This is a genomic window from Sphingomonas kyungheensis (genome assembly GCF_037120395.1).
Classification (GTDB): Bacteria; Pseudomonadota; Alphaproteobacteria; order Sphingomonadales; family Sphingomonadaceae; genus Sphingomonas; species Sphingomonas kyungheensis.
The window spans coordinates 447,389-468,698 of the sequence record NZ_JBBBDM010000002.1 but is presented as its reverse complement, the minus strand read 5'-3'; the positions used below and the strand labels follow the sequence as shown (position 1 = coordinate 468,698).

20 protein-coding genes are annotated in these 21,310 nt (G+C 68.5%); 8 read left to right on the top strand and 12 right to left on the bottom strand.

What is annotated here, in order from left to right; translation table 11 throughout:
- Nucleotides 1-55: 55 nt before the first annotated feature.
- The 3 genes from tal to rpiA form a co-directional block, all read right to left on the bottom strand.
- Nucleotides 56-1,180 carry a transaldolase gene (tal, locus tag V8201_RS06265; RefSeq protein ID WP_336544752.1) on the bottom strand — a complete coding sequence of 375 codons (1,125 nt, stop codon included), beginning with the start codon at nucleotides 1,178-1,180 and terminating at the stop codon, nucleotides 56-58.
- Entirely contained in the window at nucleotides 1,173-3,248 is a 2,076-nt protein-coding gene (gene tkt, locus V8201_RS06260) for a transketolase (RefSeq protein ID WP_336544751.1), read from the bottom strand. Before tkt ends, tal begins: the two co-directional genes overlap by 8 nt.
- 71 nt (nucleotides 3,249-3,319) lie before the next feature.
- Nucleotides 3,320-4,000: a ribose-5-phosphate isomerase RpiA gene (rpiA, locus tag V8201_RS06255; RefSeq protein ID WP_336544750.1), complete on the bottom strand. Its 681-nt coding sequence runs from the start codon at nucleotides 3,998-4,000 to the stop codon at nucleotides 3,320-3,322.
- Nucleotides 4,001-4,201: 201 nt separating this feature from the next.
- Here rpiA and V8201_RS06250 point away from each other — a divergent pair, with 201 nt between their 5' ends.
- From V8201_RS06250 to V8201_RS06235, 4 genes are all read left to right on the top strand, one after another.
- Nucleotides 4,202-5,407: an efflux RND transporter periplasmic adaptor subunit gene (locus V8201_RS06250; RefSeq protein ID WP_373276461.1), complete on the top strand. Its 1,206-nt coding sequence runs from the start codon at nucleotides 4,202-4,204 to the stop codon at nucleotides 5,405-5,407.
- 4 nt (nucleotides 5,408-5,411) lie between these two features.
- Nucleotides 5,412-8,657 (top strand): efflux RND transporter permease subunit, encoded by a 3,246-nt coding sequence (locus tag V8201_RS06245; RefSeq protein WP_336544749.1) that lies wholly within the window; start codon nucleotides 5,412-5,414, stop codon nucleotides 8,655-8,657.
- The gene (locus V8201_RS06240; RefSeq protein WP_336544748.1) at nucleotides 8,654-10,228 is read left to right on the top strand and encodes an efflux transporter outer membrane subunit; all 1,575 of its coding nucleotides are present in this window, start codon (nucleotides 8,654-8,656) and stop codon (nucleotides 10,226-10,228) included. Before V8201_RS06245 ends, V8201_RS06240 begins: the two co-directional genes overlap by 4 nt.
- Nucleotides 10,229-10,313: 85 nt before the next feature.
- Nucleotides 10,314-10,817, top strand: a complete 504-nt coding sequence (locus tag V8201_RS06235; RefSeq protein WP_037530377.1) for a GNAT family N-acetyltransferase — start codon at nucleotides 10,314-10,316, stop codon at nucleotides 10,815-10,817.
- 135 nt (nucleotides 10,818-10,952) lie between these two features.
- Here V8201_RS06235 and V8201_RS06230 read toward each other — a convergent pair whose 3' ends face one another.
- Nucleotides 10,953-11,354, bottom strand: a complete 402-nt coding sequence (locus V8201_RS06230) for a phasin family protein (RefSeq protein WP_051583150.1) — start codon at nucleotides 11,352-11,354, stop codon at nucleotides 10,953-10,955.
- A 137-nt stretch (nucleotides 11,355-11,491) separates the two neighbouring features.
- On the opposite strand from V8201_RS06230, the gene V8201_RS06225 reads away from it, so the two are divergent.
- Nucleotides 11,492-11,677, top strand: a complete 186-nt coding sequence (locus V8201_RS06225) for a hypothetical protein (RefSeq protein ID WP_037530372.1) — start codon at nucleotides 11,492-11,494, stop codon at nucleotides 11,675-11,677.
- Between the two features lie 26 nt (nucleotides 11,678-11,703).
- On the opposite strand, the gene V8201_RS06220 is transcribed toward V8201_RS06225, so the two are convergent.
- The 6 genes from V8201_RS06220 to V8201_RS06195 form a co-directional block, all read right to left on the bottom strand.
- Nucleotides 11,704-12,174, bottom strand: a complete 471-nt coding sequence (locus tag V8201_RS06220) for a hypothetical protein (RefSeq protein WP_271300471.1) — start codon at nucleotides 12,172-12,174, stop codon at nucleotides 11,704-11,706.
- Entirely contained in the window at nucleotides 12,171-12,638 is a 468-nt protein-coding gene (locus V8201_RS06215) for a hypothetical protein (protein ID WP_336544747.1), read from the bottom strand. The genes V8201_RS06220 and V8201_RS06215 overlap by 4 nt, the downstream gene beginning before the upstream one ends.
- A gap of 45 nt (nucleotides 12,639-12,683) precedes the next feature.
- Nucleotides 12,684-13,049: a hypothetical protein gene (locus V8201_RS06210; protein WP_037530368.1), complete on the bottom strand. Its 366-nt coding sequence runs from the start codon at nucleotides 13,047-13,049 to the stop codon at nucleotides 12,684-12,686.
- Between the two features lie 46 nt (nucleotides 13,050-13,095).
- Nucleotides 13,096-13,638 carry a helix-turn-helix domain-containing protein gene (locus tag V8201_RS06205; RefSeq protein WP_081792818.1) on the bottom strand — a complete coding sequence of 181 codons (543 nt, stop codon included), beginning with the start codon at nucleotides 13,636-13,638 and terminating at the stop codon, nucleotides 13,096-13,098.
- 167 nt (nucleotides 13,639-13,805) lie between these two features.
- Nucleotides 13,806-14,084: a hypothetical protein gene (locus V8201_RS06200; RefSeq protein ID WP_336544746.1), complete on the bottom strand. Its 279-nt coding sequence runs from the start codon at nucleotides 14,082-14,084 to the stop codon at nucleotides 13,806-13,808.
- Nucleotides 14,085-14,163: 79 nt separating this feature from the next.
- Nucleotides 14,164-14,715, bottom strand: coding sequence for a hypothetical protein (locus V8201_RS06195; RefSeq protein ID WP_336544745.1), 552 nt, complete (start codon nucleotides 14,713-14,715; stop codon nucleotides 14,164-14,166).
- Between the two features lie 205 nt (nucleotides 14,716-14,920).
- Between V8201_RS06195 and V8201_RS06190 the strand changes: the two genes are divergently transcribed.
- From V8201_RS06190 to V8201_RS06180, 3 genes are all read left to right on the top strand, one after another.
- Nucleotides 14,921-15,553: a L,D-transpeptidase family protein gene (locus V8201_RS06190; protein ID WP_336544744.1), complete on the top strand. Its 633-nt coding sequence runs from the start codon at nucleotides 14,921-14,923 to the stop codon at nucleotides 15,551-15,553.
- Between the two features lie 159 nt (nucleotides 15,554-15,712).
- Nucleotides 15,713-18,397: an aconitate hydratase AcnA gene (gene acnA, locus V8201_RS06185; RefSeq protein WP_037530364.1), complete on the top strand. Its 2,685-nt coding sequence runs from the start codon at nucleotides 15,713-15,715 to the stop codon at nucleotides 18,395-18,397.
- A 171-nt stretch (nucleotides 18,398-18,568) separates the two neighbouring features.
- Entirely contained in the window at nucleotides 18,569-19,021 is a 453-nt protein-coding gene (locus V8201_RS06180; protein WP_161773106.1) for a DUF2141 domain-containing protein, read from the top strand.
- Between the two features lie 4 nt (nucleotides 19,022-19,025).
- Here the strand turns inward: V8201_RS06180 and mtnP are convergent, their stop codons facing one another.
- Both mtnP and V8201_RS06170 read right to left on the bottom strand, forming a co-directional pair.
- Nucleotides 19,026-19,892, bottom strand: a complete 867-nt coding sequence (gene mtnP, locus V8201_RS06175) for an S-methyl-5'-thioadenosine phosphorylase (protein WP_336544743.1) — start codon at nucleotides 19,890-19,892, stop codon at nucleotides 19,026-19,028.
- Nucleotides 19,889-21,283: an amino acid permease gene (locus tag V8201_RS06170; protein ID WP_336544742.1), complete on the bottom strand. Its 1,395-nt coding sequence runs from the start codon at nucleotides 21,281-21,283 to the stop codon at nucleotides 19,889-19,891. Before V8201_RS06170 ends, mtnP begins: the two co-directional genes overlap by 4 nt.
- Nucleotides 21,284-21,310: the final 27 nt, after the last annotated feature.

Sequence of the window (21,310 nt, the reverse complement as noted above, 5' to 3'; positions counted from 1 at the left end):
CCGGTGTGTCCGCACCGGGCGGTCGCCCCGCCCTGGATCAGGACGGGGCGGCGGATCATGCCGTTGCCGGCTGCTTGGCGGCGATCGATCCGAGCAGATCGTCGAACGCCTTGGCGAAGGAGGCGACGCCCTGCTCGACCAACGTATCGGTCACGCCGGTCAGGTCGAGGCCAAGCCGGTCGACCTCGGCCAGCACGCGGCGGGCGTCGTCGACATCCTGTTCGAGCGTCGGCGCGACGGTGCCGCGTTCGCGGAAGGCGTCCATCGTCGCCGGCGGCATGGTGTTGACCGTGTCGCGGCCGATCAGCGTGTCGACGTAGAGCGTGTCGGGATAGGCCTTGTCCTTGACCCCGGTCGAGGCCCACAGCAGCCGCTGCGGCTGCGCGCCCTTGGCGGCGAGCGCCTGCCAGCGCTCGGACTTCTCGAAGTCGAGGAACCATTGATAGGCCATCTTGGCATTGGCGATCGCCACTTTGCCGCGCAGCCCCTTCAGCGTGTCCGCCTCGGGATCATTGTCGGCGACGCGGCGGTCGATCTCCTTGTCGATCACCGCGTCGATGCGGCTGACGAAGAAGCTGGCGACGCTGGCGATGCGGTCGATCGGCTGACCCTGGCGGACGCGTTCTTCGAGGCCGGTGGCAAAGGCCTCGGCGACGCGGATATAGGCCTCCTGCGAGAAGAGCAGCGTGACGTTGACGTTGATGCCCTTGGCAATCGTCGCGCTGATCGCCGGCGCGCCGGCGGGCGTACCGGGGATCTTGATCATCAGATTGGCGCGGTCGACCGCGTGCCACAGCTTCTCTGCTTCGGCGATCGTCGCGTCGGTATCGTCGGCGATGTACGGCGAGACTTCGAGGCTGACATAGCCGTCCTTCGAGTCGAGCCGGTCATACACCGGCTTGAGCGTCTCGGCCGCGGCCTTGATGTCCTGGATGGCGAGATGCTCGTAGCGATCGATCGTCGCCGCGCCGGGATTCTCCTTGTCGAAGGCGGCGAGCGTCTCGTCATAGGCATCGCCATGCCCCATCGCCTTTTCGAAGATCGACGGGTTGGAGGTGACGCCGGTCAGCGAATCCTCCTTGACCAACGTCTCGAGGCCGCCGGCCTCGAGAAACTTGCGATCGACGAAGTCGAGCCAGACCGCGGTGCCCGCGGCGCTCAGGTCGTTGAGCTTACCCATTGTTGCTCTCCAGCATTTCGCGCGCCACCTTGACGACATTGTCGAGGGTGAAGCCGTATTTGTCCTGCAGCTTCGATATGGGGGCGGAGGCGCCGAACGTCGACATGGTGATCGTACGCCCCTTGAGGCCGACATAGCGATGCCAGCCCATCTCGCCCGCCTGCTCGACCGCGAGGCGCGAGGGCACCGACGACGGCAGCACGCTTTCCTTATAGTCTTCCGACTGGAGCTCGTAGCGATACCAGCTCGGCATCGAGACGACGCGGCTCTTGATGCCGTCCGCCGACAGCTTTTCGTGCGCCTGCACGACCAGCGACAATTCGCTGCCCGTCGCGATCAGGATCACCTCGGGCGTGCCTTCGCAATCGGCGAGGACGTAGCCGCCCTTGAGCGTGCCCTCGGCCGAGGCATATTTGCTGCGGTCGAGCGTCGGCAGCGCCTGGCGCGAGAAGATGAGCGCGGTCGGGCGGCTGGCGTCCTCCAGCGCGGCGCGCCAGCTGTAGGCGACCTCGTTGGCATCGCCCGGACGGATCGTGTCGAGGCCGGGGATCGCGCGCAGCGTCGCGAGATGCTCGATCGGCTGGTGGGTCGGGCCATCCTCACCGACGCCGATCGAATCATGGGTGAACACCCATACGCTGGCCAGCTCCATGATCGCCGACAGGCGGATCGGCGCGCGCATGTAATCGGCGAAGACGAGGAAGGTCGAGCCGTAGCCGCGCACGTGCGACAGCGTCATGCCGTTGACGACGCCGCCCATGCCGTGCTCGCGCACGCCGAAGTGGAAGTTCTGGCCGCCGTAATTGTTCGCCTCGAACGAGGGCGCGCCCTTGATGTCGGTCTTGGTCGACGGCGAGAGATCGGCCGAACCGCCGATCAGCCACGGCACCCGCTTGGCGAGCGCGTTGAGCACCTTGCCGCCCGAATCGCGGCTCGCCATGCCCTTTTCGTCGGCGGGGAAGTCGGGAATGTCCGCATCCCAGCCCTCGGGCAGTTCGTCCTTGAGCATCAGCGCGAGCTCGGCGCCGAGCTCCGGATTGGCCTCGCGATAGCGCGCGAAGGTCGCTTCCCATTCCTCGCGCAGCGCGCCGCCGCGCCCGGCGATCGCGTCGTGGAAATGCTCGGCGACGCCTTCGGGGATGTAGAAATCCTTGTCCTCGGGCCAGCCATAGGCCTTCTTGGTGGCGCGGACGTTATCCACGCCGAGCGGCTCGCCATGCGCCTTCTCGCTGCCCGCCTTGGGGCTGCCCCAGCCGATCACCGAATGGACGACGATGAAGGTCGGCTTGTCGTCGGTCGCCTTGAACGTCTCGATCGCCTTGGCGAAGGCCTTGGTGTCGTTGGCATCGTCGAGGTGGATGACGTTCCAGCCATAGGCCTGGAAGCGCAGCCCGACATCCTCGTCGAAGGCGAGATCGGTCCCGCCCTCGATCGAGATATGGTTGCTGTCGTAGATCCAGCAGAGATTGGACAGCTTGAGGTGACCGGCGAGGCTGGCCGCCTCGGCGGCTACGCCCTCCATCATGTCGCCGTCGCCGCACAGCGTATAGACGTCATGGTCAAACAGCGTGAACTCGGGACGGTTGTAGCGCGCGGCGAGCCAGCGCTCGGCGATCGCCATGCCGACCGAATTGGAGCAACCCGCACCCAGCGGCCCGGTCGTCGTCTCGACACCGGTGGTATGGCGGAACTCGGGATGGCCCGGCGTGCGCGACGACAGCTGGCGGAAGCCCTTGAGATCGTCGAGGCTGAGCGCCGGGCGGCCGGTCTTGTTGCCGTCCGCGTCGATCTCCTCGATCCCGGCGAGGTGGATCAGGCTGTACAGCAGCATCGAGGCGTGGCCCACCGACAGCACGAAGCGGTCGCGGTTGGGCCAGTCGGGCTTGGCCGGATCGTAGCGCAGGAATTGCGACCAGAGGGTGTAGCCGACCGGGGCGAGCGCCATCGGCGTGCCGGGGTGACCCGAATTGGCCTTCTGCACCGCGTCCATCGACAGGGTGCGGATGGTATCGATGGTGAGGCGTTCCAGCGAACCGTCTTCGTGGATCGCGGTGTTGGTATCGGTCATGGGATTAAAGGCCCTCGCTCTTACCCTGCGTCGAACGCCTGCACGCCCGATCTGTTGCGGTACGGCAGGCCTTAGCCGGAGTAATCCCCCCGTTCCAGCCGCGAAACGGTCCCGTTTTGCGCAAAATAGGCGGCATCGACCTCGTCGAGGAACAGGCCGTGGCCGAGCACGCCGGGGATCGCCGCCAAACGCGCCGCCACCGCGCGCGGATCGCTGAGATCGATCCGGCAGTCGGCAATATAATTCCCGTTATCCGTGACATAGGGCTCATGCTCACCGCCGCGCAGCACCGCCCCCGCGCCCAGCGCCGCGAGCACCGAGGCGCGCGCGAACGGCAGGATTTCGACCGGCACCAGCGGCCCTGCGTCGATCGCGGCGACGCGCTTGCTGCCGTCGGCGATGACGACCATCCGGTCGGAGGCGGCGGCGACCACCTTCTCGCGCAGCATCGCGCCGCCGCCGCCCTTGATCGCGAAGAACCGCGGGTCGATCGCATCGGCGCCGTCGATGGTCAGGTCGAGCCGCGGCACGTCGGCGAAGTCGAGCATCGCGATACCGAGCCGTCGGGCAAGCGCCTCGCTGGCGCGCGACGTGGCGACGGCACGGATGGACAGCCCCTGCGCGACGCGTGCGCCGATCGCTTCGATCGCATGGGTGGCGGTGGAGCCGGTGCCGAGCCCGATGAGCATGCCGTCGACGACCTCGGCCGCCGCCGCCGCGCCGGCGAGCGCCTTGTCCCGATCATCCGTCATGTCCCGATCCTTCCCGCACTGCGACAATTTGCGACATTAATAACGCGGCACTCGGGTTGCATTTCCGCCGCGTTCGCCGCCAATGGGCCAGCAAGAGCAACCAATCGTCGGGCCGCGCATTGTCGCGCTGGTCCCGGCTGCGCGAGCCGAGATACCATCCGGGTGACATACTTGACGACATTTGCGTTTCGGGGCCGCCGGTTGGGTGCCGGCACGGCGGTCGCCGCAGTGATTCTCAGCCTCGCCGCCTGCGGCGGGGGCGGTGATTCGAACGCCAAGGGCAAGGGCAGCGCAGGCGGTCCCGGCAAGGGTCCGACCACGGTCGGCTATGTCGTCGTCCAGCCGACGCAGGCGGCGATGGTCACCGAACTGGCGGCGCGTACCAACGCCTATGAAAGCTCGGACGTCCGGCCGCAGGTCAACGGCATCATCCGCCGCCGCTTCTTCACCGAAGGCTCGCTGGTGAAGCGCGGCGAGCCGCTCTACGAGATCGACCCCCGCCTCTACCGCGCCGCGGTCAACGAAGCGCAGGCCAATCTGCAAAGCGCGCGCGCCAATCAGGAAGCGCAGCGCGTGCAGGCCGAACGCTACAAGCCGCTTGCCGCGATCCAGGCCGTGTCGCAGCAGGAATATACCAACGCCGTCGCCACCGCGCGACAGGCGACCGCCTCGGTCGCGCAGACCAGCGCGGCGCTGGAGACGGCGCGGATCAACCTCAAGTTCACCACCGTGCCGGCGCCGATCAGCGGCCGGATCGGCCGGTCGCTGTTCACCGTGGGCGCGCTCGTCTCGGCGAGCCAGACCGATCCGCTCGCGCAGATCCAGCGGCTCGATCCGATGTTCGTCGACATCCAGCAATCCGCCGCCGACATGCTCGCGCTGCGCCGCAGCCTGTCGCAGAACGGCATCGTGCCGACGCGCGCGCAGGTCCGCCTGACGCTCGAGGACGGCAGCGACTATGGCCAGACCGGCAGCGTCGAATTCTCCGAAGCCCTGGTCAACACCGAAACCGGCACGGTGACGCTGCGCGCCAGCATCCCCAATCCGCAAGGGTTGCTGCTGCCCGGCATGTTCGTCCGCGCCAAGTTCGCGCAGGCGATCAACCAGCGCGCCTTCCTCGTGCCGCAGGAGGCGCTGAGCCGCGACGCCAAGGGCAATGCGACGGTGATGCTGGTCGGACCGAACAACAAGACGGTGCAGAAGTCGGTCACCGCGTCGCGCACGCAGGGGCGCTATTGGGTGGTGACGAGCGGGCTCAACCCCGGCGACAAGATCATCACGCAGGGGCTCAACAACCTCAAGCCCAACGCGCAGGTCAAGGCGGTGCCGGCGAACAGCCCGCAGGTGGTCAAGCCGCCGCAGGGCAAGGACGCACAGCAGGGTAACGCCCAAAGCAAGGCGGGCTGACCCCGTGATCAGTCGCATCTTCATCGATCGCCCGATCTTCGCCTGGGTGCTGGCGATCATCGTCATGCTCGCCGGCGTCGGCTCGATCCTCAGCCTGCCGATCGCGCAATATCCCGACGTCGCGCCGCCGCAAGTCTCGATCCGCGCGACCTTCCCCGGCGCGAACGCGCAGACGCTGCAGAATTCGGTGACGCAGGTCATCGAACAGCAGCTGACCGGCATCGACGGCCTGCTTTATTTCAGCTCCTCCTCGTCGAGCCGCGGCCAGGTGACGATCACCGCGACCTTCGAAAAGGGCACCGATCCCGACATCGCGCAGGTCCAGGTGCAGAACCAGGTGCAGCAGGGCGTCGCGCGCCTGCCGCAGCAGGTGCAGCAACAGGGTCTCGTCGTCCGCAAGTCCAACCCGGACAATCTGCTGATCGTCGGCGTCTATGACGAGACCGACCAGCGCACCAACATGGACGTGTCGGACTATCTCGTCTCCAATCTGCAGGACCCGCTCGGGCGCGTGCAGGGCGTCGGCGACGTCAACGTCTTCGGCTCGCAATATGCGATGCGCATCTGGCTCGATCCGGCGCGGCTGGCGAGCTATTCGCTGATCCCCAGCGACGTCACCACCGCGATCCAGAACCAGAATACCGAGGTCGCCGCCGGCGAGATCGGCGGCCTGCCGTCGAGCAGCGAGCAGATGCTCAACGCCACCGTCACCGCCCAGTCGCGGCTCCAGACGCCCGAGCAATTCCGCCAGATCATCGTCAAGACGCTGCCGACCGGCGCCACCGTGCGCCTGTCCGACGTCGCGCGGATCGAGCTCGGCGCGGAAAGCTATGCCTCGGTCAGCCGGATCAACCGCCATCCCGGCGCGGGTATCGCCGTGCTGCTCGCCCCCGGCGCCGACGCGCTGGCGACCGCCGAGCTGGTCAAGGCGGAGGTGGCGCGCGTCGCCAAGACCTTCCCGCCCGGCCTCAAGGTCGCTTATGCCAACGACACCACCGCCTTCATCCAGCTGTCGATCGAAGAGGTGGTCAAGACGCTGATCGAGGCGGTGATCCTCGTCGTCATCGTCATGTTCGTCTTCCTGCAGAGCTGGCGCGCGACGCTGATCCCGACGATCGCCGTGCCGGTGGTGCTGCTCGGCACCTTCGCGGTGTTCAAATTCGCCGGTTTCTCGATCAACACGCTGACCCTGTTCGGCCTCGTCCTCGCCATCGGCCTGCTCGTCGACGACGCGATCGTCGTCGTCGAGAACGTCGAGCGGTTGATGGAAGAGAATCCGGAGATGAGTCCGCGCGAAGCGACGATCGAGTCGATGAACGAGATCACCGTCGCGCTGATCGCCATCGCGCTGGTGCTGTCGGCGGTGTTCCTGCCGATGGCCTTCTTCGGCGGCTCGACCGGGGTGATCTACCGGCAATTCTCGCTGACCATCGTCGCGGCGATGGTGCTGTCGGTGCTCGTCGCGCTGATCCTCAGCCCGGCGCTCACCGCCTCGCTGCTCAAGCAGAAGGCGCAGGAGGTCGACGAGGCACAGGGCTTCAAGCGGCGGTTTCCGCGCGTCGCCGGCTGGGGGACCAAGGCCTCCCACTGGTTCAACACCAATTTCGATCGCGGCGTCGAGCGCTACACCAATGCGGTGCGCGCGGTGGTCGATCGCAAGTGGCTGTTCCTGCTGATCTATGTCGGCGTCGTCGCGCTGCTGGCGATCCTCTTCCTGCGGCTGCCGACCGGCTTCCTGCCGACCGAGGACCAGGGGTCGGCGATCGTCCAGTTCCGCCTGCCCGCCGGCGCGACACAGGCGCGGACGCTCCAGGTGCAGAAGCAGGTCGAGAATTACTTCGTCCAGAACGAGGGCAAGAACAGCTCCGTGCTGTTCACCGTCGCCGGCGGCGGTTCGGGTTCGGCCGGGCAGAATACCGGCCAGGGCTTCCTCAACTTCGTCGACTGGTCGGAACGCAAGGGCAAGGAAAACACCGCCGACGCGATCACCGGCCGCGCCTCCGCCGCCTTCCGCGGGCTGCGCGATGCGCAGGTGTTCGCGCTGGTGCCGCCGGCGGTGCGCGGGCTCGGCCAGTCGGACGGCTTCACGATGGAGTTGCAGAACACCGGCGGCCTGTCGCAGCAGCAGTTCAACGACGCGCGCGACAAACTGCTCGCCATGGCCAATGCCGATCCGGTGCTCGCCTCGGTCCGTCTCACCGAATTGCCCGACATCGCGACGCTGCGCGTCGACATGGACCAGCAGAAATTGTCGGCGCTCGGCCTGACCCAGAGCAACGCCAATGCGACGCTGACCACCGCCTGGGGCGGTACCTATGTCAACGACTTCATCGACCGCGGCCGCGTCAAGCGCGTCTACGTCCAGGGCGACGCGCAATATCGCGCCGAGCCCGAGGATCTGAAGGACTGGTTCGTCCGCGGTTCGAACGGCCAGATGGTGCCATTCTCCTCCTTCTCGCGCACCGGCTGGGCGACCGCGCCGACGACGCTTTCCCGCTTCAACGGCATTTCGTCGTTCGAATATCAGGGTTCGGCGGCGCCGGGCAAAAGCTCGGGCGACGCGATGGCGCGTATGGCGGAGCTGGCCGCGAAGATCCCCGGCACCTCGGTGAGCTGGGCCGGCCTGTCCTATCAGGAACGGCTGTCGTCGGGGCAGGCGCCGCTGCTCTACGGTCTGTCGATCCTCGTCGTCTTCCTCTGCCTCGCGGCCTTGTATGAGAGCTGGTCGATCCCGTTCGCGGTGCTGCTCGTCATCCCGCTCGGGCTGATCGGCGCGATCGCCTTCGTCACGCTGCGCGGGCTGACCAACGACGTTTATCTCCAGATCGGACTGCTGACGACGATGGGTCTCGCCGCCAAGAATGCGATCCTGATGATCGAGTTCGCCGAACAGGCCGAACGCAAGGGTGCGCGCGTGTTCGACGCGGCGCTGGAAGCCGCGAAGATCCGCCTGCGGCCGATCCTGATGACCAGCTTCGCCTTCATCTTCGGCGTGCTGCCGCTGGCGATTTCCACCGGGGCGGGCGCGAACAGCCGCATCGCGATCGGTACCGCGGTGATCGGCGGTATGCTCTCGGCGACCTTCCTCGCGATCTTCTACATTCCGCTGTTCTTCGTGCTGGTCCGCCGCGGCGTGCGCGACGGGCTCGCCAAGATGCGTGGTCGTCCGACCGGGCATCAGGGCGGCAAGGTCGACAAGGAACCGCCCGCCCCGCCGATGCCGCCCGCCGAGCCGGAGCCTGCCCGATGAGCCGCCCGATCCTCGCCGCGGCGCTCGCCGCGACCGCACTCGCGGGCTGTTCGATGGAGCCCAAATACGTCCGGCCGGAGATGCCGGTGCCGACCTCCTGGCCGGTCGGCGACGTCTACCTGAAGCAGAGCGAAGCGGCACTTCCCGCCTTCACCTATCGCGACATCTTCAAGGATCCGCGGCTTCAGACCCTGATCGATCAGGCGCTGGTCAACAATCGCGACCTGCGGGTCGCCGCCGCCAACATCACCGCGGCGCGCGCGCAATATCGCATCCAGCGCGCGGACCTGTTCCCCGCGGTCGATGCGACCGGGCGCTATTCGCTGTCGGGCGGCGGCAATGGCGTGCGCAATACCGCGAGCAGCGGCAGCACCAACACGGGTACGGGCACGAGCACCGGCAATACGGGAACCGGGACCGGAACCGGCACGGGGGTCGGCACCGGGACGGGATCGACCGGAACGGTGACGACGACCAGTTCGAGCAACAGCGCCTTTTCCGCGCAGCTCGGCGTCACGGCCTTCGAGCTCGATCTGTTCGGCCGCGTCCGTTCGCTGTCGCGCGCCGCGCTCGATCGCTATTTCGCCACCGAGGCCGCGGCGCGGGCGACACGGCTGACGCTGGTCGGGGACATCGCCGACGCCTGGCTGACCTATGCCGCCGATCGCAGCCTGCTCAAGGTGGCGCAGGATACCGCGACCAGCGCGCAGACCAGCGTCCGCCTCACCCGCGCCCGGCTGGAGGGCGGGATCAGCGCCCGCACCGACGTGCGTCAGGCCGAACAGATCCTCGAAACCGCCAACGCCGATCTCGCCGAGCAGCGGACGTTGGTGGCGCAGGACGTCAACGCGCTGCAACTGCTCGTCGGCGCGCCGATCGACCCCGCGCTGCTGCCGGCATCGATCGATCAGGCGCAGGCGACGATCGCGACATTGCCGGCGGGGCTGGACAGCGGCGTCTTGCTACGTCGACCCGATGTCGTGCAGGCGGAATATACGCTGCGCGCCTATAATGCCGAGATCGGCGCGGCGCGGGCGGAGCTGTTCCCGCGCATCTCGCTGACCGGGCTGGTCGGGTTCGCGAGCACCGCGCTGCGCACGCTCTTCGCCGGCGGGGCGTTCAGCTATTCGGCGGCGCCGTCGATCAGCTACCCGATCTTCCAAGCGGGCGCGGGCCGCGCCAACGTCCGCTATACGCAGGCGCAGCGCGACGCGGCGCTCGCCACCTACGAAAAGACGATCCAGACCGCCTTCCAGGAGACGGCCGACGCGCTCGCGCGGCAGGGCACGATCGCCGACCAGTTGCGCGCGCAGACCAATTTCCAGATCGCCGCGGCGGATACGCTGCAACTGGTCAACGCGCGCTATCAGGGCGGCATCGACACCTTCCTGTCGAGCCTCGACGCGCAGCGCTCGCTCTACACCGCGCAGCGCACGCTGATCACGACGACGCTGACCGGCGCGAGCAACCGGGTGACGCTGTACCGCGTGCTCGGCGGCGATTCGACACTGGACGCGCGGGCGAGCGGCCCGGTGCCGGTGACTCCGACCGGTGTGCCGCGACCCGACTGATCCCTCGCCGACGGTGCAATCGCCTTTCGACAATCCGGCTGTATCAGGCATATAGACGCGGCCTGATCCAGCCGGAGCGTTCCCGATGAGCCATACGATCCGCCGCTTCCGCCCGACCGACGATGCGGCGATGCTCGCCTTCGCCGCGACGCTGCCCGAACATGATCTGCTCTTCCTTGGCCGCGACCTGCGCCACGAGCGCGTCATCGAGGCATGGCAGCAGGCGGTGGGCGAAGGCTGGATCGACAGCCTCGTCGCGGAGGACGACGGGCGGATCGTCGCGACCGGCGCGCTGGTGCGCGATCCGCTCGGGTGGAGCGGCCATGTCGGCGAGATCCGGCTGCTCGTCGCCCCCGACCGCCGCGGCGCGGGGCTCGGCGGCGACCTGCTCGAGGCGCTGCTCGCGATCGCCCATGCGCACGGCCTCGCCAAGCTGAGCGCGACGATGACGCCCGACCAGACCGCCTCGATCGCGCTGTTCGAGGGGCTGGCGTTCCGACGCGAGGCGCTGCTCACGGATCATGTCAAAGGTCGCGATGGCGTCGCCCATGACCTGCTGATCCTGGCGCGGGCGGTGCCGACGGCCTGATATCGCCGCGGAGGGCGGCCTTCCGCTTTTGCCGACAGGTGGCCGATACCCCGGCCCGCCCGGCGGGGCCGGAGCAGACATTCACCCGAGGAGGCGAAGCCGTGCGAAGCTTGCCCCCCGGGAATAACGCGAAACTCAGCCTTGGTCGGGCTTGCCCCCGCGCAGCGGTGCGACCGCCTCGCGGCCGAACTGCATGATCAACTCGCCCATCTCACGCGCCTGGTTCATCGATCGCTGGCCCTGTTCGCGCAGATATTCGCCCTGGATGCGCATCACCTCGCTGAGGTCCTTGGCCTTGGCGGCTTCACGCATCGCGTCGAACGCCTCGCGCGAATTCTGCTCGGCCTGTTCGATGATCTTGAGGCCGATCGCCGCGCCATTGTCGGCGGCCTTCTGGCCCGAGGCGCGCATCGCCTCGCCGGCGCGACGGGCGGGATCGATGACATGTTCGGCGAAGCCGGCGCGTGCGGTTTCGGCGGCATCACGCATCGCATCGGCACCCTGCGCGGCGCCCGCGCCTGCATTATCCTCGGCCATCAGTCGCAATCCTCTCATCTTGGGACGACGGATCGGTCGTCCGTTCAGTTACCAGTCTGTGAACGTATGATAGGGAGCTTGGCTCCGGCGCCGCGACCCGTGTTGGCGTATCCGCGCGTCGGCAGAAGGCAAGGCGTATGTCGACGAATCAAGACCCCATCCCGCCCCGGATCCGCGCGGAACTGCTGCAACGCGCGATCGGCCTCGGCGAGGAGCTCATCCGCCTGTCCGACGATCTCGGCCTGACCGTCGCCGGGCTGCACGTCTGCCAGGGCGTCGAGATGATGCGCGAAGAGGCCGACCGGCTGCTCGGCGAGGGATAGGAGCGGGCATAGCGCGCCGCCCCAGGCTAGGCCGCGGCGATGCAGCGCAGGGTCAGCATCACCCCTTCGTCGGTGAGCGCGACCGGGCAGGCTTCGGGCGCATGCGGGTCGCAGCGGATCACGTCGCGCGCGGCGAGCGCGAGCAGCCAGCGCCGGCCGACGGTGGGGCGCACCCCCGCCTCGGCCAGCAGGGTACGACCGTCGATCACCCGCCCTTCCTCATAGGCGATGAACAGGATCAGCAGCAGGTCCCATCCCGGCTCGCCGAACAGTTCGGCGAGCGAGCCGGCCGCCGCATTGCGGCAGCGGCGCTGGGCGAGCAGCGCGCGGGCACGTTCGGCGTCGTCGGGCTCCTCCGGTCCGGTGAGGGCGGTGGCGACGATCTCGCCGCGCCCCAGCGCGACCAGCGCGCGCAGGCGCGAAATCGCAGCGGCGAGCCGTTCATGGCTTTCGCGGTCGCGTTCGGGCCAGCGCCACAGACGGATATCCGGCGTCATTGCGACTCAGCGTCCGCAGGCCGCACCGGCGACCAGTCGCGATCGCTGCCGAACAGCGCCAGACGGTGGCGGTGGCGGATCACGCCGAGCGCGAGCAGCACCAGCATCGGATAGGCGATCTTGGCGCTCGCGCCGGCATACATCCACGGCACGAGCGTGGGATCGAGCGCCTTGACGCCGTGGATCGCGATGGTGAGCAGGTGCAGCGCGCTGACGTAGAGCGGCCAGAAGCGGTCGGCGCGCAGCGCGATGCCGACCAGCGCGAGCAGGACGAGACAGTCGATCGCCAGGATGCGCAGATGCACGGTGTGATAGCTGACGTTGGGCTGGAACGGCAGCAGGAAGGTCATTGTCGCGCCCCCCAGGAAGACCGCCGCGGTCCAGCGTTCGGGCGCGCCCCCCGCCGCCAGGGCATAGAGGCACGCACCGAACAGGACCAGGTTGAAGACGAGGATATGTGTCATGACTTGGCCGGCCAAAGGAGCGATCTGGTGGCCAAGCCATGACACTCAGGCGGCGACGCGCAGATGACTGGCATCGACGCCCGACGGGATGACATCCGGCTTCGGCTGTTCATCGCCGAAACTGGTCTCATACCCGATCTGGCGACCAAGTTTCTCGATGACGCGATGGCCGGCGACCGTATGGCCGCGCGCTGCGCCGATGGCGAGGATCGCCTGGCCGAATACCTCGAACGCCTGCTGCCCGGCGATCGCCGGCAGTCTGGCGGCGCTGCGGGCGCGGGGCAAGGCGGCGAGCAGTTCGCCGCCGGTGGCGAAGGCCTCGTCGAGCTGCGTTTCGAGCCGCCACAACAAGGCGGCGACCGCATCGGCGGCGAGCTCGGCATTGGCATAGACGGGATTGTTCTGCGACATGACCACCCTTCCCCCTGCGCACCCCGGTCGGGGCGCCTGCTGTTGGTCAGGACAGGCGCTGCGTGATCGCCGCGATCAGGCCGGTGAGGACCTGGAGCCCGGTCATCAGCATGCCGAACCCGATGGCGATGCTGATGGCGATGGCGGGTATCCAGATCAACCGGCCGCCGATCGTCAGATCATTGCCCCGCTGTCCCTTCCGCCGGATGGGCATCGATAGTCCCGGGAAGCGCTGCGCTGGCAATCGCTCCCCGGAACCCCCCGGTGCCCTGACGATCCTGTCGTCCGGCGTCACCGGCATTGGCGGATCGGCGGGGGGATCGGCTAGCCGTGCAGAATGCCCCCCCATTTTATCGGGGGCGTCGGCGGGCGTGTCGGAGGCGTCTTCATGCGCGGCGAGCTGGAGCGCGGCGTCGCGGCGATTGCGCGCGCCGAGCACCTTGACCGCCTCGGTCAGATATTTGTCGACGGTGCTCTTTTCGATGCCGAGTTCCTCGGCGATCTCCTTCGACCCCTTGAGTTCGCGCACGCCGCGAAGGCATTCGCGGTGGCGGCGCGTCAGGCGGTGGAACGGAATAGCGTCAGTCACACTCCCCTGTCTCGCGGGACGCGCGGCGACGCAAGCGCTTGCTTGGCGGCCGCGGCGATTTCGTGCGCCACGGTGGCCGGACGGTCACGTCCGCTCAACGCATTGGGTGTGGGGGGGGTAATTTAATAGGGTGCCGCGGAGCGAATCGCCCCGCGGCGGGGCGGCCGTCACTCGTGCGCCGGCTTGGCCTTCTTGCGTCCAGGCTTGTTCGCCTTCTTGCCGCGACGGGTGGCGACGGGGGTCGCCTCGGCGCGCAGCAACGGCACCGCGATCGCCGCGGCGGCGCCGACCAGGATCGTTCCGCCGATCGCCAGCCAGGCCGCGGTGCCGAGGCCACCCTGCTGCGGACGCGGCGGCTTGGGCTTGGGCGCCGGCTTGGGCGGTGCGGCCTCGTCGTGATGCACTGGGCCGGCATGTTTCATCGCGGAACTGGGGATATGGGACATGGCTGATCCTTTCTGGCCAATCCAACCCCATGGCGCGATGCAATGTTCCGCAGGCGCAACGCCTCGGCCGCAGCGAGCGTCAGCGCGACGCGGCCCGCCACAGCCGCATCGCGCGGTCATAAGCATCGGCCGCCCCCTCCTTTGCGGCGGCGAGCGCCTGCTGCTCGTCCTCATGCTCCCGCTCCATCGCCCGGCGGCGTTTGGCGAGCGTCGCCTCCTCGGCCCGCAGCGCCCGCGCCTCGCCGCGCTGACGGTCGGTCGCCTCGGCGAGCGCCTGTTCGGCGGCGTCGAGCGCGGCCCGGTCCGGCTTCGGCGGGATCGCCCGTGGCTTCGGCTTGGCGGACGGCGTGGCGGGGGCCGGCTCTGGTGTCGCGCGACGGGGCGGCCTCGCAGGGGTCTCGGGAAGCGCGGCGATCTGTTCGGCGGCGCTGCCGCGCGAGCGTCTGATCACCACGCCGGGCTGGGCGAGCGGTTCGGCGGTGAGCGACGGATCGGTGACCTCCTCGGCCGAACCGCGCGCGAACAGATCGCGCTCGCTGCCCCAGGCCTTCAACGCCGCCTTGCGGCTGGTGGCCGCGACATAGGCGTCGTGGAACCCGATCGGGGTGCGGAAGACTTTGAGCTTGGCCATCTCGGCAGGGTAACCGGCACCGGGGCCATCGGGTTGCCTGTGCCGGGCTTCCGGCCTGATGCGGCGTCGGTCCAGCCCCAAGGTTGACGCCGTCGCGCTTCGTCCCGTCGCGGCACAAGCCCTTGCGGGACCTAGCCAAATGCCCGCCGCCGGGGCATGCGGCCAAAAGCAGCGGGAGCGGATCATGCCGGCACGACGGCCCTTGGTGGCCAAGCTCATCCTCGCCGTCGCGGCGATCGGCGCGGTGGCGGTTGCCGCGGCACCGTCGCTGCGGCCGATGACGGCGGAGGTGTCGCCGGTGAGCGCGACCCGCGCCCCTGCCCCGACCCCCGTCGCCGTCCGCCCCGCGCCCGCCCCCACGCCGACGGCCAATCCGCTCGCGGTCAAGCGCGTGCTCGCGATCGGGCCGATCAAGTTCGGCGACTATGCCTGGGACGACAAGGGCGTCCCTGCCGGGCCGCTGATCGTCACCGTCGATCTCGCCGCGCAGACCTTGTCGGTGTTCCGCGACGGCTATGAGATCGGCGCGACCGCGATCCTCTATGGCGCCGACGACAAGCCGACTCCGCTCGGCACCTTTCCGATCCTGATGAAGGACGCGCACCACGTCTCCAGCCTGTACGGCGCGCCGATGCCCTATACGATGCGGCTGACCAACGACGGCGTCGCGGTGCACGGCACGGAAGTCGCCTGGGGCTATGCCACGCACGGCTGCATCGGCGTGCCGACCGCCTTTGCCAAATTGCTGTTCCGGGAGGCGAAAGTCGGCGATCGCGTGATCATCACGCGCGGCAAGACGCTGGCGACGGGCGAGGCGATCCTGCCGGCCGCGACCTGATCGCCGCCGGCGGCAACGCACGTGCAGCATAGGCTTCCCCCGCCGGGTCACCCTTGCTAAGGCCGCCCCACCATAAGCTTTCGCTAGAAGCGCTCTCGCGCGCCCGCGCGGCTCCACGCCGCCTCCCCGAGCGCCCTGGGCCTACCAGAAGGGATCATAATGACCGCCATCGGCCAGGACAGCCTCAACACCCGCTCCACGCTCACCGTCGGCGACAAGAGCTATGCCTATTTCAGCCTCGAAAAGGCGGCGGCGAAGTTCGGCGACATCAGCCGCCTGCCCTTCTCGATGAAGGTGCTGCTCGAGAACATGCTGCGCTTCGAGGACGGCAAGACCGTCACCGAGACCGACGTGCAGGCGATCATCGACTGGCAGCAGGAGCGCCGCTCGGATCGCGAGATCCAGTATCGCCCGGCGCGCGTGCTGATGCAGGATTTCACCGGCGTGCCCTGCGTCGTCGATCTTGCCGCGATGCGCGACGCGATCACCAAGCTCGGCGGCGACGCCGCCAAGATCAATCCGCAGGTGCCCGTCCACCTCGTCATCGACCATTCGGTGATGGTCGACGAGTTCGGCACGCCCAAGGCGTTCGAGGATAACGTCGACCTCGAATATCAGCGCAACGGCGAGCGCTACGAGTTCCTCAAATGGGGATCGGCCGCGCTCGACAATTTCAAGGTCGTGCCGCCGGGCACCGGCATCTGCCACCAGGTCAATCTGGAATATATCGGCCAGGCGGTCTGGTCGTCGCCGAGCGTCGGCGACCATGGCGACGGTACGCCGATCGCCTATCCCGACACGTTGGTCGGCACCGACAGCCACACGACGATGATCAACGGTCTCGGCGTGCTCGGCTGGGGCGTCGGCGGCATCGAGGCGGAAGCGGCGATGCTCGGCCAGCCGGTCAGCATGCTGATCCCCGAAGTCGTCGGCTTCAAGCTGACCGGCGCATTGCGCGAGGGGATCACCGCCACCGACCTCGTGCTCACCGTCACGCAGATGCTGCGTGCCAAGGGCGTCGTCGGCCGCTTCGTGGAGTTCTACGGTCCGGGCCTGTCGTCGATGACGCTCGCCGACCGCGCGACGATCGCCAACATGGCCCCCGAGTACGGCGCGACCTGCGGCTTCTTTCCGATCGACGACAAGACGATGGACTATATGCGCCTGACCGCGCGGTCCGAGGAGAATATCGCGCTGGTCGAGGCCTATGCCAAGGCGAACGGCTTCTGGCGCCACGACGATGCGCCCGAGCCGGTGTTCACCGACACGCTCGAACTCGACATGGGCACCGTCACCGCCAGCCTCGCCGGCCCCAAGCGTCCGCAGGACCGCGTCAGCCTCGGCAAGGTCGACGAGGTGTTCAACGGCGATCTGTTCAAGATCTACCACAAGGAGCGCCCGCAGCGCGTCGAAGTCGCCGATCGCGGCCATGACATCGGCGATGGCGACGTCGTGATCGCCGCGATCACCAGCTGCACCAACACGTCGAACCCGTCGGTGCTGGTCGCCGCCGGCCTCGTCGCGCGCAAGGCGAACGCGCTCGGCCTCAAGCCCAAGCCGTGGGTCAAGACGTCGCTCGCCCCCGGTTCGCAGGTCGTCACAGACTATCTCAACAAGGCGGGGCTGAGCCAGGATCTCGACGCGATCGGCTTCAACCTCGTCGGCTATGGCTGCACCACCTGCATCGGCAATTCGGGTCCGCTCGCCGAGCCGATCTCGAGGGCGATCAACGGCAATGACATCGTCGCCGCCTCGGTGCTGTCGGGCAACCGCAATTTCGAGGGCCGCGTCTCGCCCGACGTGCGCGCCAACTTCCTCGCCTCGCCGCCGCTCGTCGTCGCCTACGCGCTCAAGGGCACGGTGACGCTCGACATGACCGAGACGCCGCTCGGCCAGGGCAAGGACGGACAGGACGTCTTCCTCAAGGACGTGTGGCCGACCAACCAGGAGGTCGCCGACGTGATGGCGGCGAACATCGACGATACGATGTTCCGCAACCGCTACGGCAACGTCTATGCCGGCGACGCCAAGTGGCGGGCGATCGAGGTGACCCAGTCGGACACCTACGCCTGGCCGTCGGGCTCGACCTATGTCGCCAACCCGCCCTATTTCGAGGGCATGGAGATGACGCCGAAGCCCGTCACCGACATCATCGAGGCGAAGCCGCTCGCCATCCTCGGCGATTCGATCACCACCGACCACATCTCGCCGGCGGGATCGATCAAGGCGGACAGCCCGGCGGGCAAGTGGCTGATGGAGCGGCAGGTCAGCCGCGCCGATTTCAACAGCTATGGCGCGCGTCGCGGCAACGACCATGTCATGGTCCGCGGCACCTTCGCCAATATCCGCATCAAGAACGAGATGGTGCCGGGCATCGAAGGCGGCATGACCAAGTTCGACGGCGAGGTGATGCCGATCTTCGACGCGGCGATGCGCCACAAGGAGAAGGGCACGCCGCTCGTCATCGTCGCCGGCAAGGAATATGGCACCGGTTCCAGCCGTGACTGGGCGGCGAAGGGCACCAACCTGCTTGGCGTGCGCGCGGTCATCACCGAGAGCTTCGAGCGTATCCACCGCTCGAACCTCGTCGGCATGGGCGTGCTGCCGCTGCAGTTCGCCGAGGGCGTGACGCGGCAGACGCTGGGCCTCGACGGGTCGGAGACGTTCACCATCACCGGCGTCGCCAACCTGCGCCCGCGCCAGACGGTGGATGTGACGCTGACCCGCGCCGACGGGACGGTCGAGACGTTCGCGACGCGCTGCCGGATCGATACCGTCAACGAGCTGGAATATTTCCTCAACGGCGGCATCCTCCAGTACGTGCTGCGCAACCTCGCGGCGTAATTCCGCGACGTAGCGACGGATGCGACGGGGGCGGCACCGCGAGGTGTCGCCCCCGCTTGCATTCGGGCCGGGGCAGCCTTCCCGCGCGCGCCACACCCTCGCCACATCCAGCGGTATAATCACCGTTTTACGGAGACTTACCGCCGCATGACCCGCCTATACCCGCTCCTGTTGACGGCCCTCGTGGTGCCGGCGTCGGCGTCGGCGCAGCATGTCACCGCCGGCTGTACCGCGGCGACGCCGCACCGGCTGATCGTCACGGTGCGGGGGCTGCGGACCGGCGGCGGCGATCTGCGCGTGCAATTGTATGACGAACCCGGCTTCCTCCAGAAAGGCCGCTGGCTGGCGCGGGTCGAGGTCCCGAGCGACTCGCGGCGCAGCGTCGAGCTGTGCGTGCCGGTGCCGCGGCCGGGGACCTATGGCATCGCCGTGCGTCACGACGCCAACGGCAACGGCAAGTCCGATGGCGGCGACGGCGGCGCCTTCTCGCGCGACCCGGCGCTGTCGCTGCTGCGGCTCAAGCCGGCCTTCGCGCAGGTCGCGGTGCCGGTCGGCAGCGGGATCAGCCGGATCGCCGTGACGATGAACTATCGCCACGGCTTCAGCATCGGCCCCGATCGCTAGAGCGCTAGCGCAGCCCCAGCGCGCGCCACGCCACCGCGTCGAGCTTCTCGACCAGCACCGGATCGCGCGCGCTCTTGGCGGTGATGATCGCCTGGTCGAGGCAGGTGTCGATCGGCGACGGCGGCCGTTGCGCGGGCAAGGCGCGCAGCAGGTCGATCACCATGGAGCGGGCGCGGGCGGCATTGGCGCCGAGCTGTGCGATCACCTGCGCGACGTCGACCGCCTCGGTATCGGCCCGCCAGCAGTCGTAATCGGTGACCATGCCGACCAGGGCATAGGGCAGCTCCGCCTCACGGGCGAGCTTCGCCTCGGGCATCGCGGTCATGCCGATGACATGACAGCCCCATTGCCGGTAGAGGTGGCTCTCCGCGCGCGTCGAGAATTGCGGCGCCTCCATCGCCAGATAGGTGCCGCCACGCACCGTCCCCGCCCCCGCCGCATCGGCGGCGAAGGCGCTGAGCCGCGGGCAGACCGGGTCGGCCATCGAGACGTGCGCGACGCAGCCGCTGCCGAAGAAGCTCGCCGCGCGGCCGCGGGTGCGATCGATGAACTGGTCGACGATCGTGAAGCTGCCCGGCGGCCGCGCCTCGACCAGCGAGCCGACCGACGAGACCGCGAGCACATCGGTGACGCCGATCCGCTTCAGCGCGTCGATATTGGCGCGGGCGTTGATCGCATCGGGGCTGATGCGATGGCCGCGCCCGTGCCGGGGCAGGAACGACACCGCGACAGGACCGACCCGGCCGCTGAAGATCGCATCCGACGGCGCGCCCCAGGGCGTCGTCACCTCGACCCAGCGGCCGTCCTCGACGCCCTCGACATCGTAGAGGCCCGAACCGCCGATGATGCCGATATGCCAGCCCGTGCTCATGCCGCGATCTCCGCCCGCCGGCGCGCGTAGAGCAGGTAGACGAGCAGGCCGAAACCGTTCCAGCCGAGGAAGGCGAGCTGCGTGCGGATCTGCAGGCTGGTGAACAGATACAGGCAACCGAGGATCGCGAGCGGCGCGACGATAGAGGCCGCAGGCGTACGGAAGGGCCGCCGCACCTCCGGATCGCGACGCCGCGAGACCAGCACGCAGGCCGCCACCGCGACGAAGGCGCAGAGCGTGCCGGCATTGGCGAGGCTGGCGATGACGTCGAGCGGCGCCAGTCCGGCGATGATCGCGACGAACACCGCGGTCATCGCCGTGATCCGCGCCGGCGTGCCGCGCCTGTTCACCGTGGCGAGCGCCGGCGGCAGGAAGCCGTCCCGCGCCATGACGAGGAAGATGCGGCTCTGCCCGTAGAGGAAGGCGAGCAACACCGTCGGCAGCGCCACCGCGGCGGCGGCGGCGACCACCGTCGCGACCTTGGGCTGGCCGAGCTCGCGCAGGATCAGCGCGAGCGGCTCCGGACTGCTGCCGAAGCGCGCGTAGCTGAGCGCGCCGACCGCGGTGGCGGCGACGACCATATAGATGACGGTGCAGGCGAGCATCGATCCGACGATGCCGATGGCGAGATCGCGCTCGGGATTCTTCGCCTCTTCGGCGGCGGTCGAGATCGCATCGAAGCCGTAGAAGGCAAAGAAGATGATCGCCGCCGCGCCCATCACGCCATATTTGACGCCGCCCGCGCCGGTCGGACTGCCATAGCCATAAGGCGCGAAGGGGTGGAGGTTGGCCGCATCGAAATGCGGCAGCGCCACCCCGACGAACAGCGCGAGCGTGACGATCTTGAGCAGCACCAGCACGGTGTTGATCCGGGCACTCTCGCGCGTGCCGAGCATCAGCAGCCCGGCGACCAGCGCGATGATCGCCACTGCCGGCAGGTTGACGACACCGCCCAGTCCCGGACCATTGGCGAGCGCCGCGGGTACGCTGACGCCGAGCCCCTTGAGGAAGCCGACGGCATAGCCGGACCAGCCGACCGCGACGGTCGAGACGACGAGCGAATATTCGAGGATCAGGCTCCAGCCGACCACCCAGGCGAACACCTCGCCCAGCGTCGCATAGCTGTAGGTATAGGCCGAGCCCGAGGCGGGGATCAGCGTCGCCATCTCGGCATAGCAGAGCGCGGAACAGGCGCAGATCGCGCCGGCGACGACGAACGCGACGATCACCGCCGGGCCGGCACGGTCGGCGCCGACGCCGATCAGCGTCAGGATGCCGGTGCCGACGATCGCGCCGACGCCCAGCGCGACGAGATGCGGCCAGCCGAGCGTCCGCGCGAGCTGCTGGCCGGGCGGCTGTGGCTGGATCGTCTTGCGACGCAACAGGCTCATTGGGTCCCTCCCTCCCGTGAAGGCGCG

Bases quoted from the DNA above. Each gene is read 5' to 3' on its own strand.
- tal (WP_336544752.1), bottom strand. From the start codon at position 1,180: ATGGGTAAGCTCAACGACCTGAGCGCCGCGGGCACCGCGGTCTGGCTC.
- tkt (WP_336544751.1), bottom strand. From the start codon at position 3,248: ATGACCGATACCAACACCGCGATCCACGAAGACGGTTCGCTGGAACGC.
- rpiA (WP_336544750.1), bottom strand. From the start codon at position 4,000: ATGACGGATGATCGGGACAAGGCGCTCGCCGGCGCGGCGGCGGCGGCC.
- V8201_RS06240 (WP_336544748.1), top strand. From the start codon at position 8,654: ATGAGCCGCCCGATCCTCGCCGCGGCGCTCGCCGCGACCGCACTCGCG.
- V8201_RS06235 (WP_037530377.1), top strand. From the start codon at position 10,314: ATGAGCCATACGATCCGCCGCTTCCGCCCGACCGACGATGCGGCGATG.
- V8201_RS06230 (WP_051583150.1), bottom strand. From the start codon at position 11,354: ATGGCCGAGGATAATGCAGGCGCGGGCGCCGCGCAGGGTGCCGATGCG.
- V8201_RS06225 (WP_037530372.1), top strand. From the start codon at position 11,492: ATGTCGACGAATCAAGACCCCATCCCGCCCCGGATCCGCGCGGAACTG.
- V8201_RS06220 (WP_271300471.1), bottom strand. From the start codon at position 12,174: ATGACGCCGGATATCCGTCTGTGGCGCTGGCCCGAACGCGACCGCGAA.
- V8201_RS06215 (WP_336544747.1), bottom strand. From the start codon at position 12,638: ATGACACATATCCTCGTCTTCAACCTGGTCCTGTTCGGTGCGTGCCTC.
- V8201_RS06210 (WP_037530368.1), bottom strand. From the start codon at position 13,049: ATGTCGCAGAACAATCCCGTCTATGCCAATGCCGAGCTCGCCGCCGAT.
- V8201_RS06200 (WP_336544746.1), bottom strand. From the start codon at position 14,084: ATGTCCCATATCCCCAGTTCCGCGATGAAACATGCCGGCCCAGTGCAT.
- V8201_RS06195 (WP_336544745.1), bottom strand. From the start codon at position 14,715: ATGGCCAAGCTCAAAGTCTTCCGCACCCCGATCGGGTTCCACGACGCC.
- acnA (WP_037530364.1), top strand. From the start codon at position 15,713: ATGACCGCCATCGGCCAGGACAGCCTCAACACCCGCTCCACGCTCACC.
- mtnP (WP_336544743.1), bottom strand. From the start codon at position 19,892: ATGAGCACGGGCTGGCATATCGGCATCATCGGCGGTTCGGGCCTCTAC.
- V8201_RS06170 (WP_336544742.1), bottom strand. From the start codon at position 21,283: ATGAGCCTGTTGCGTCGCAAGACGATCCAGCCACAGCCGCCCGGCCAG.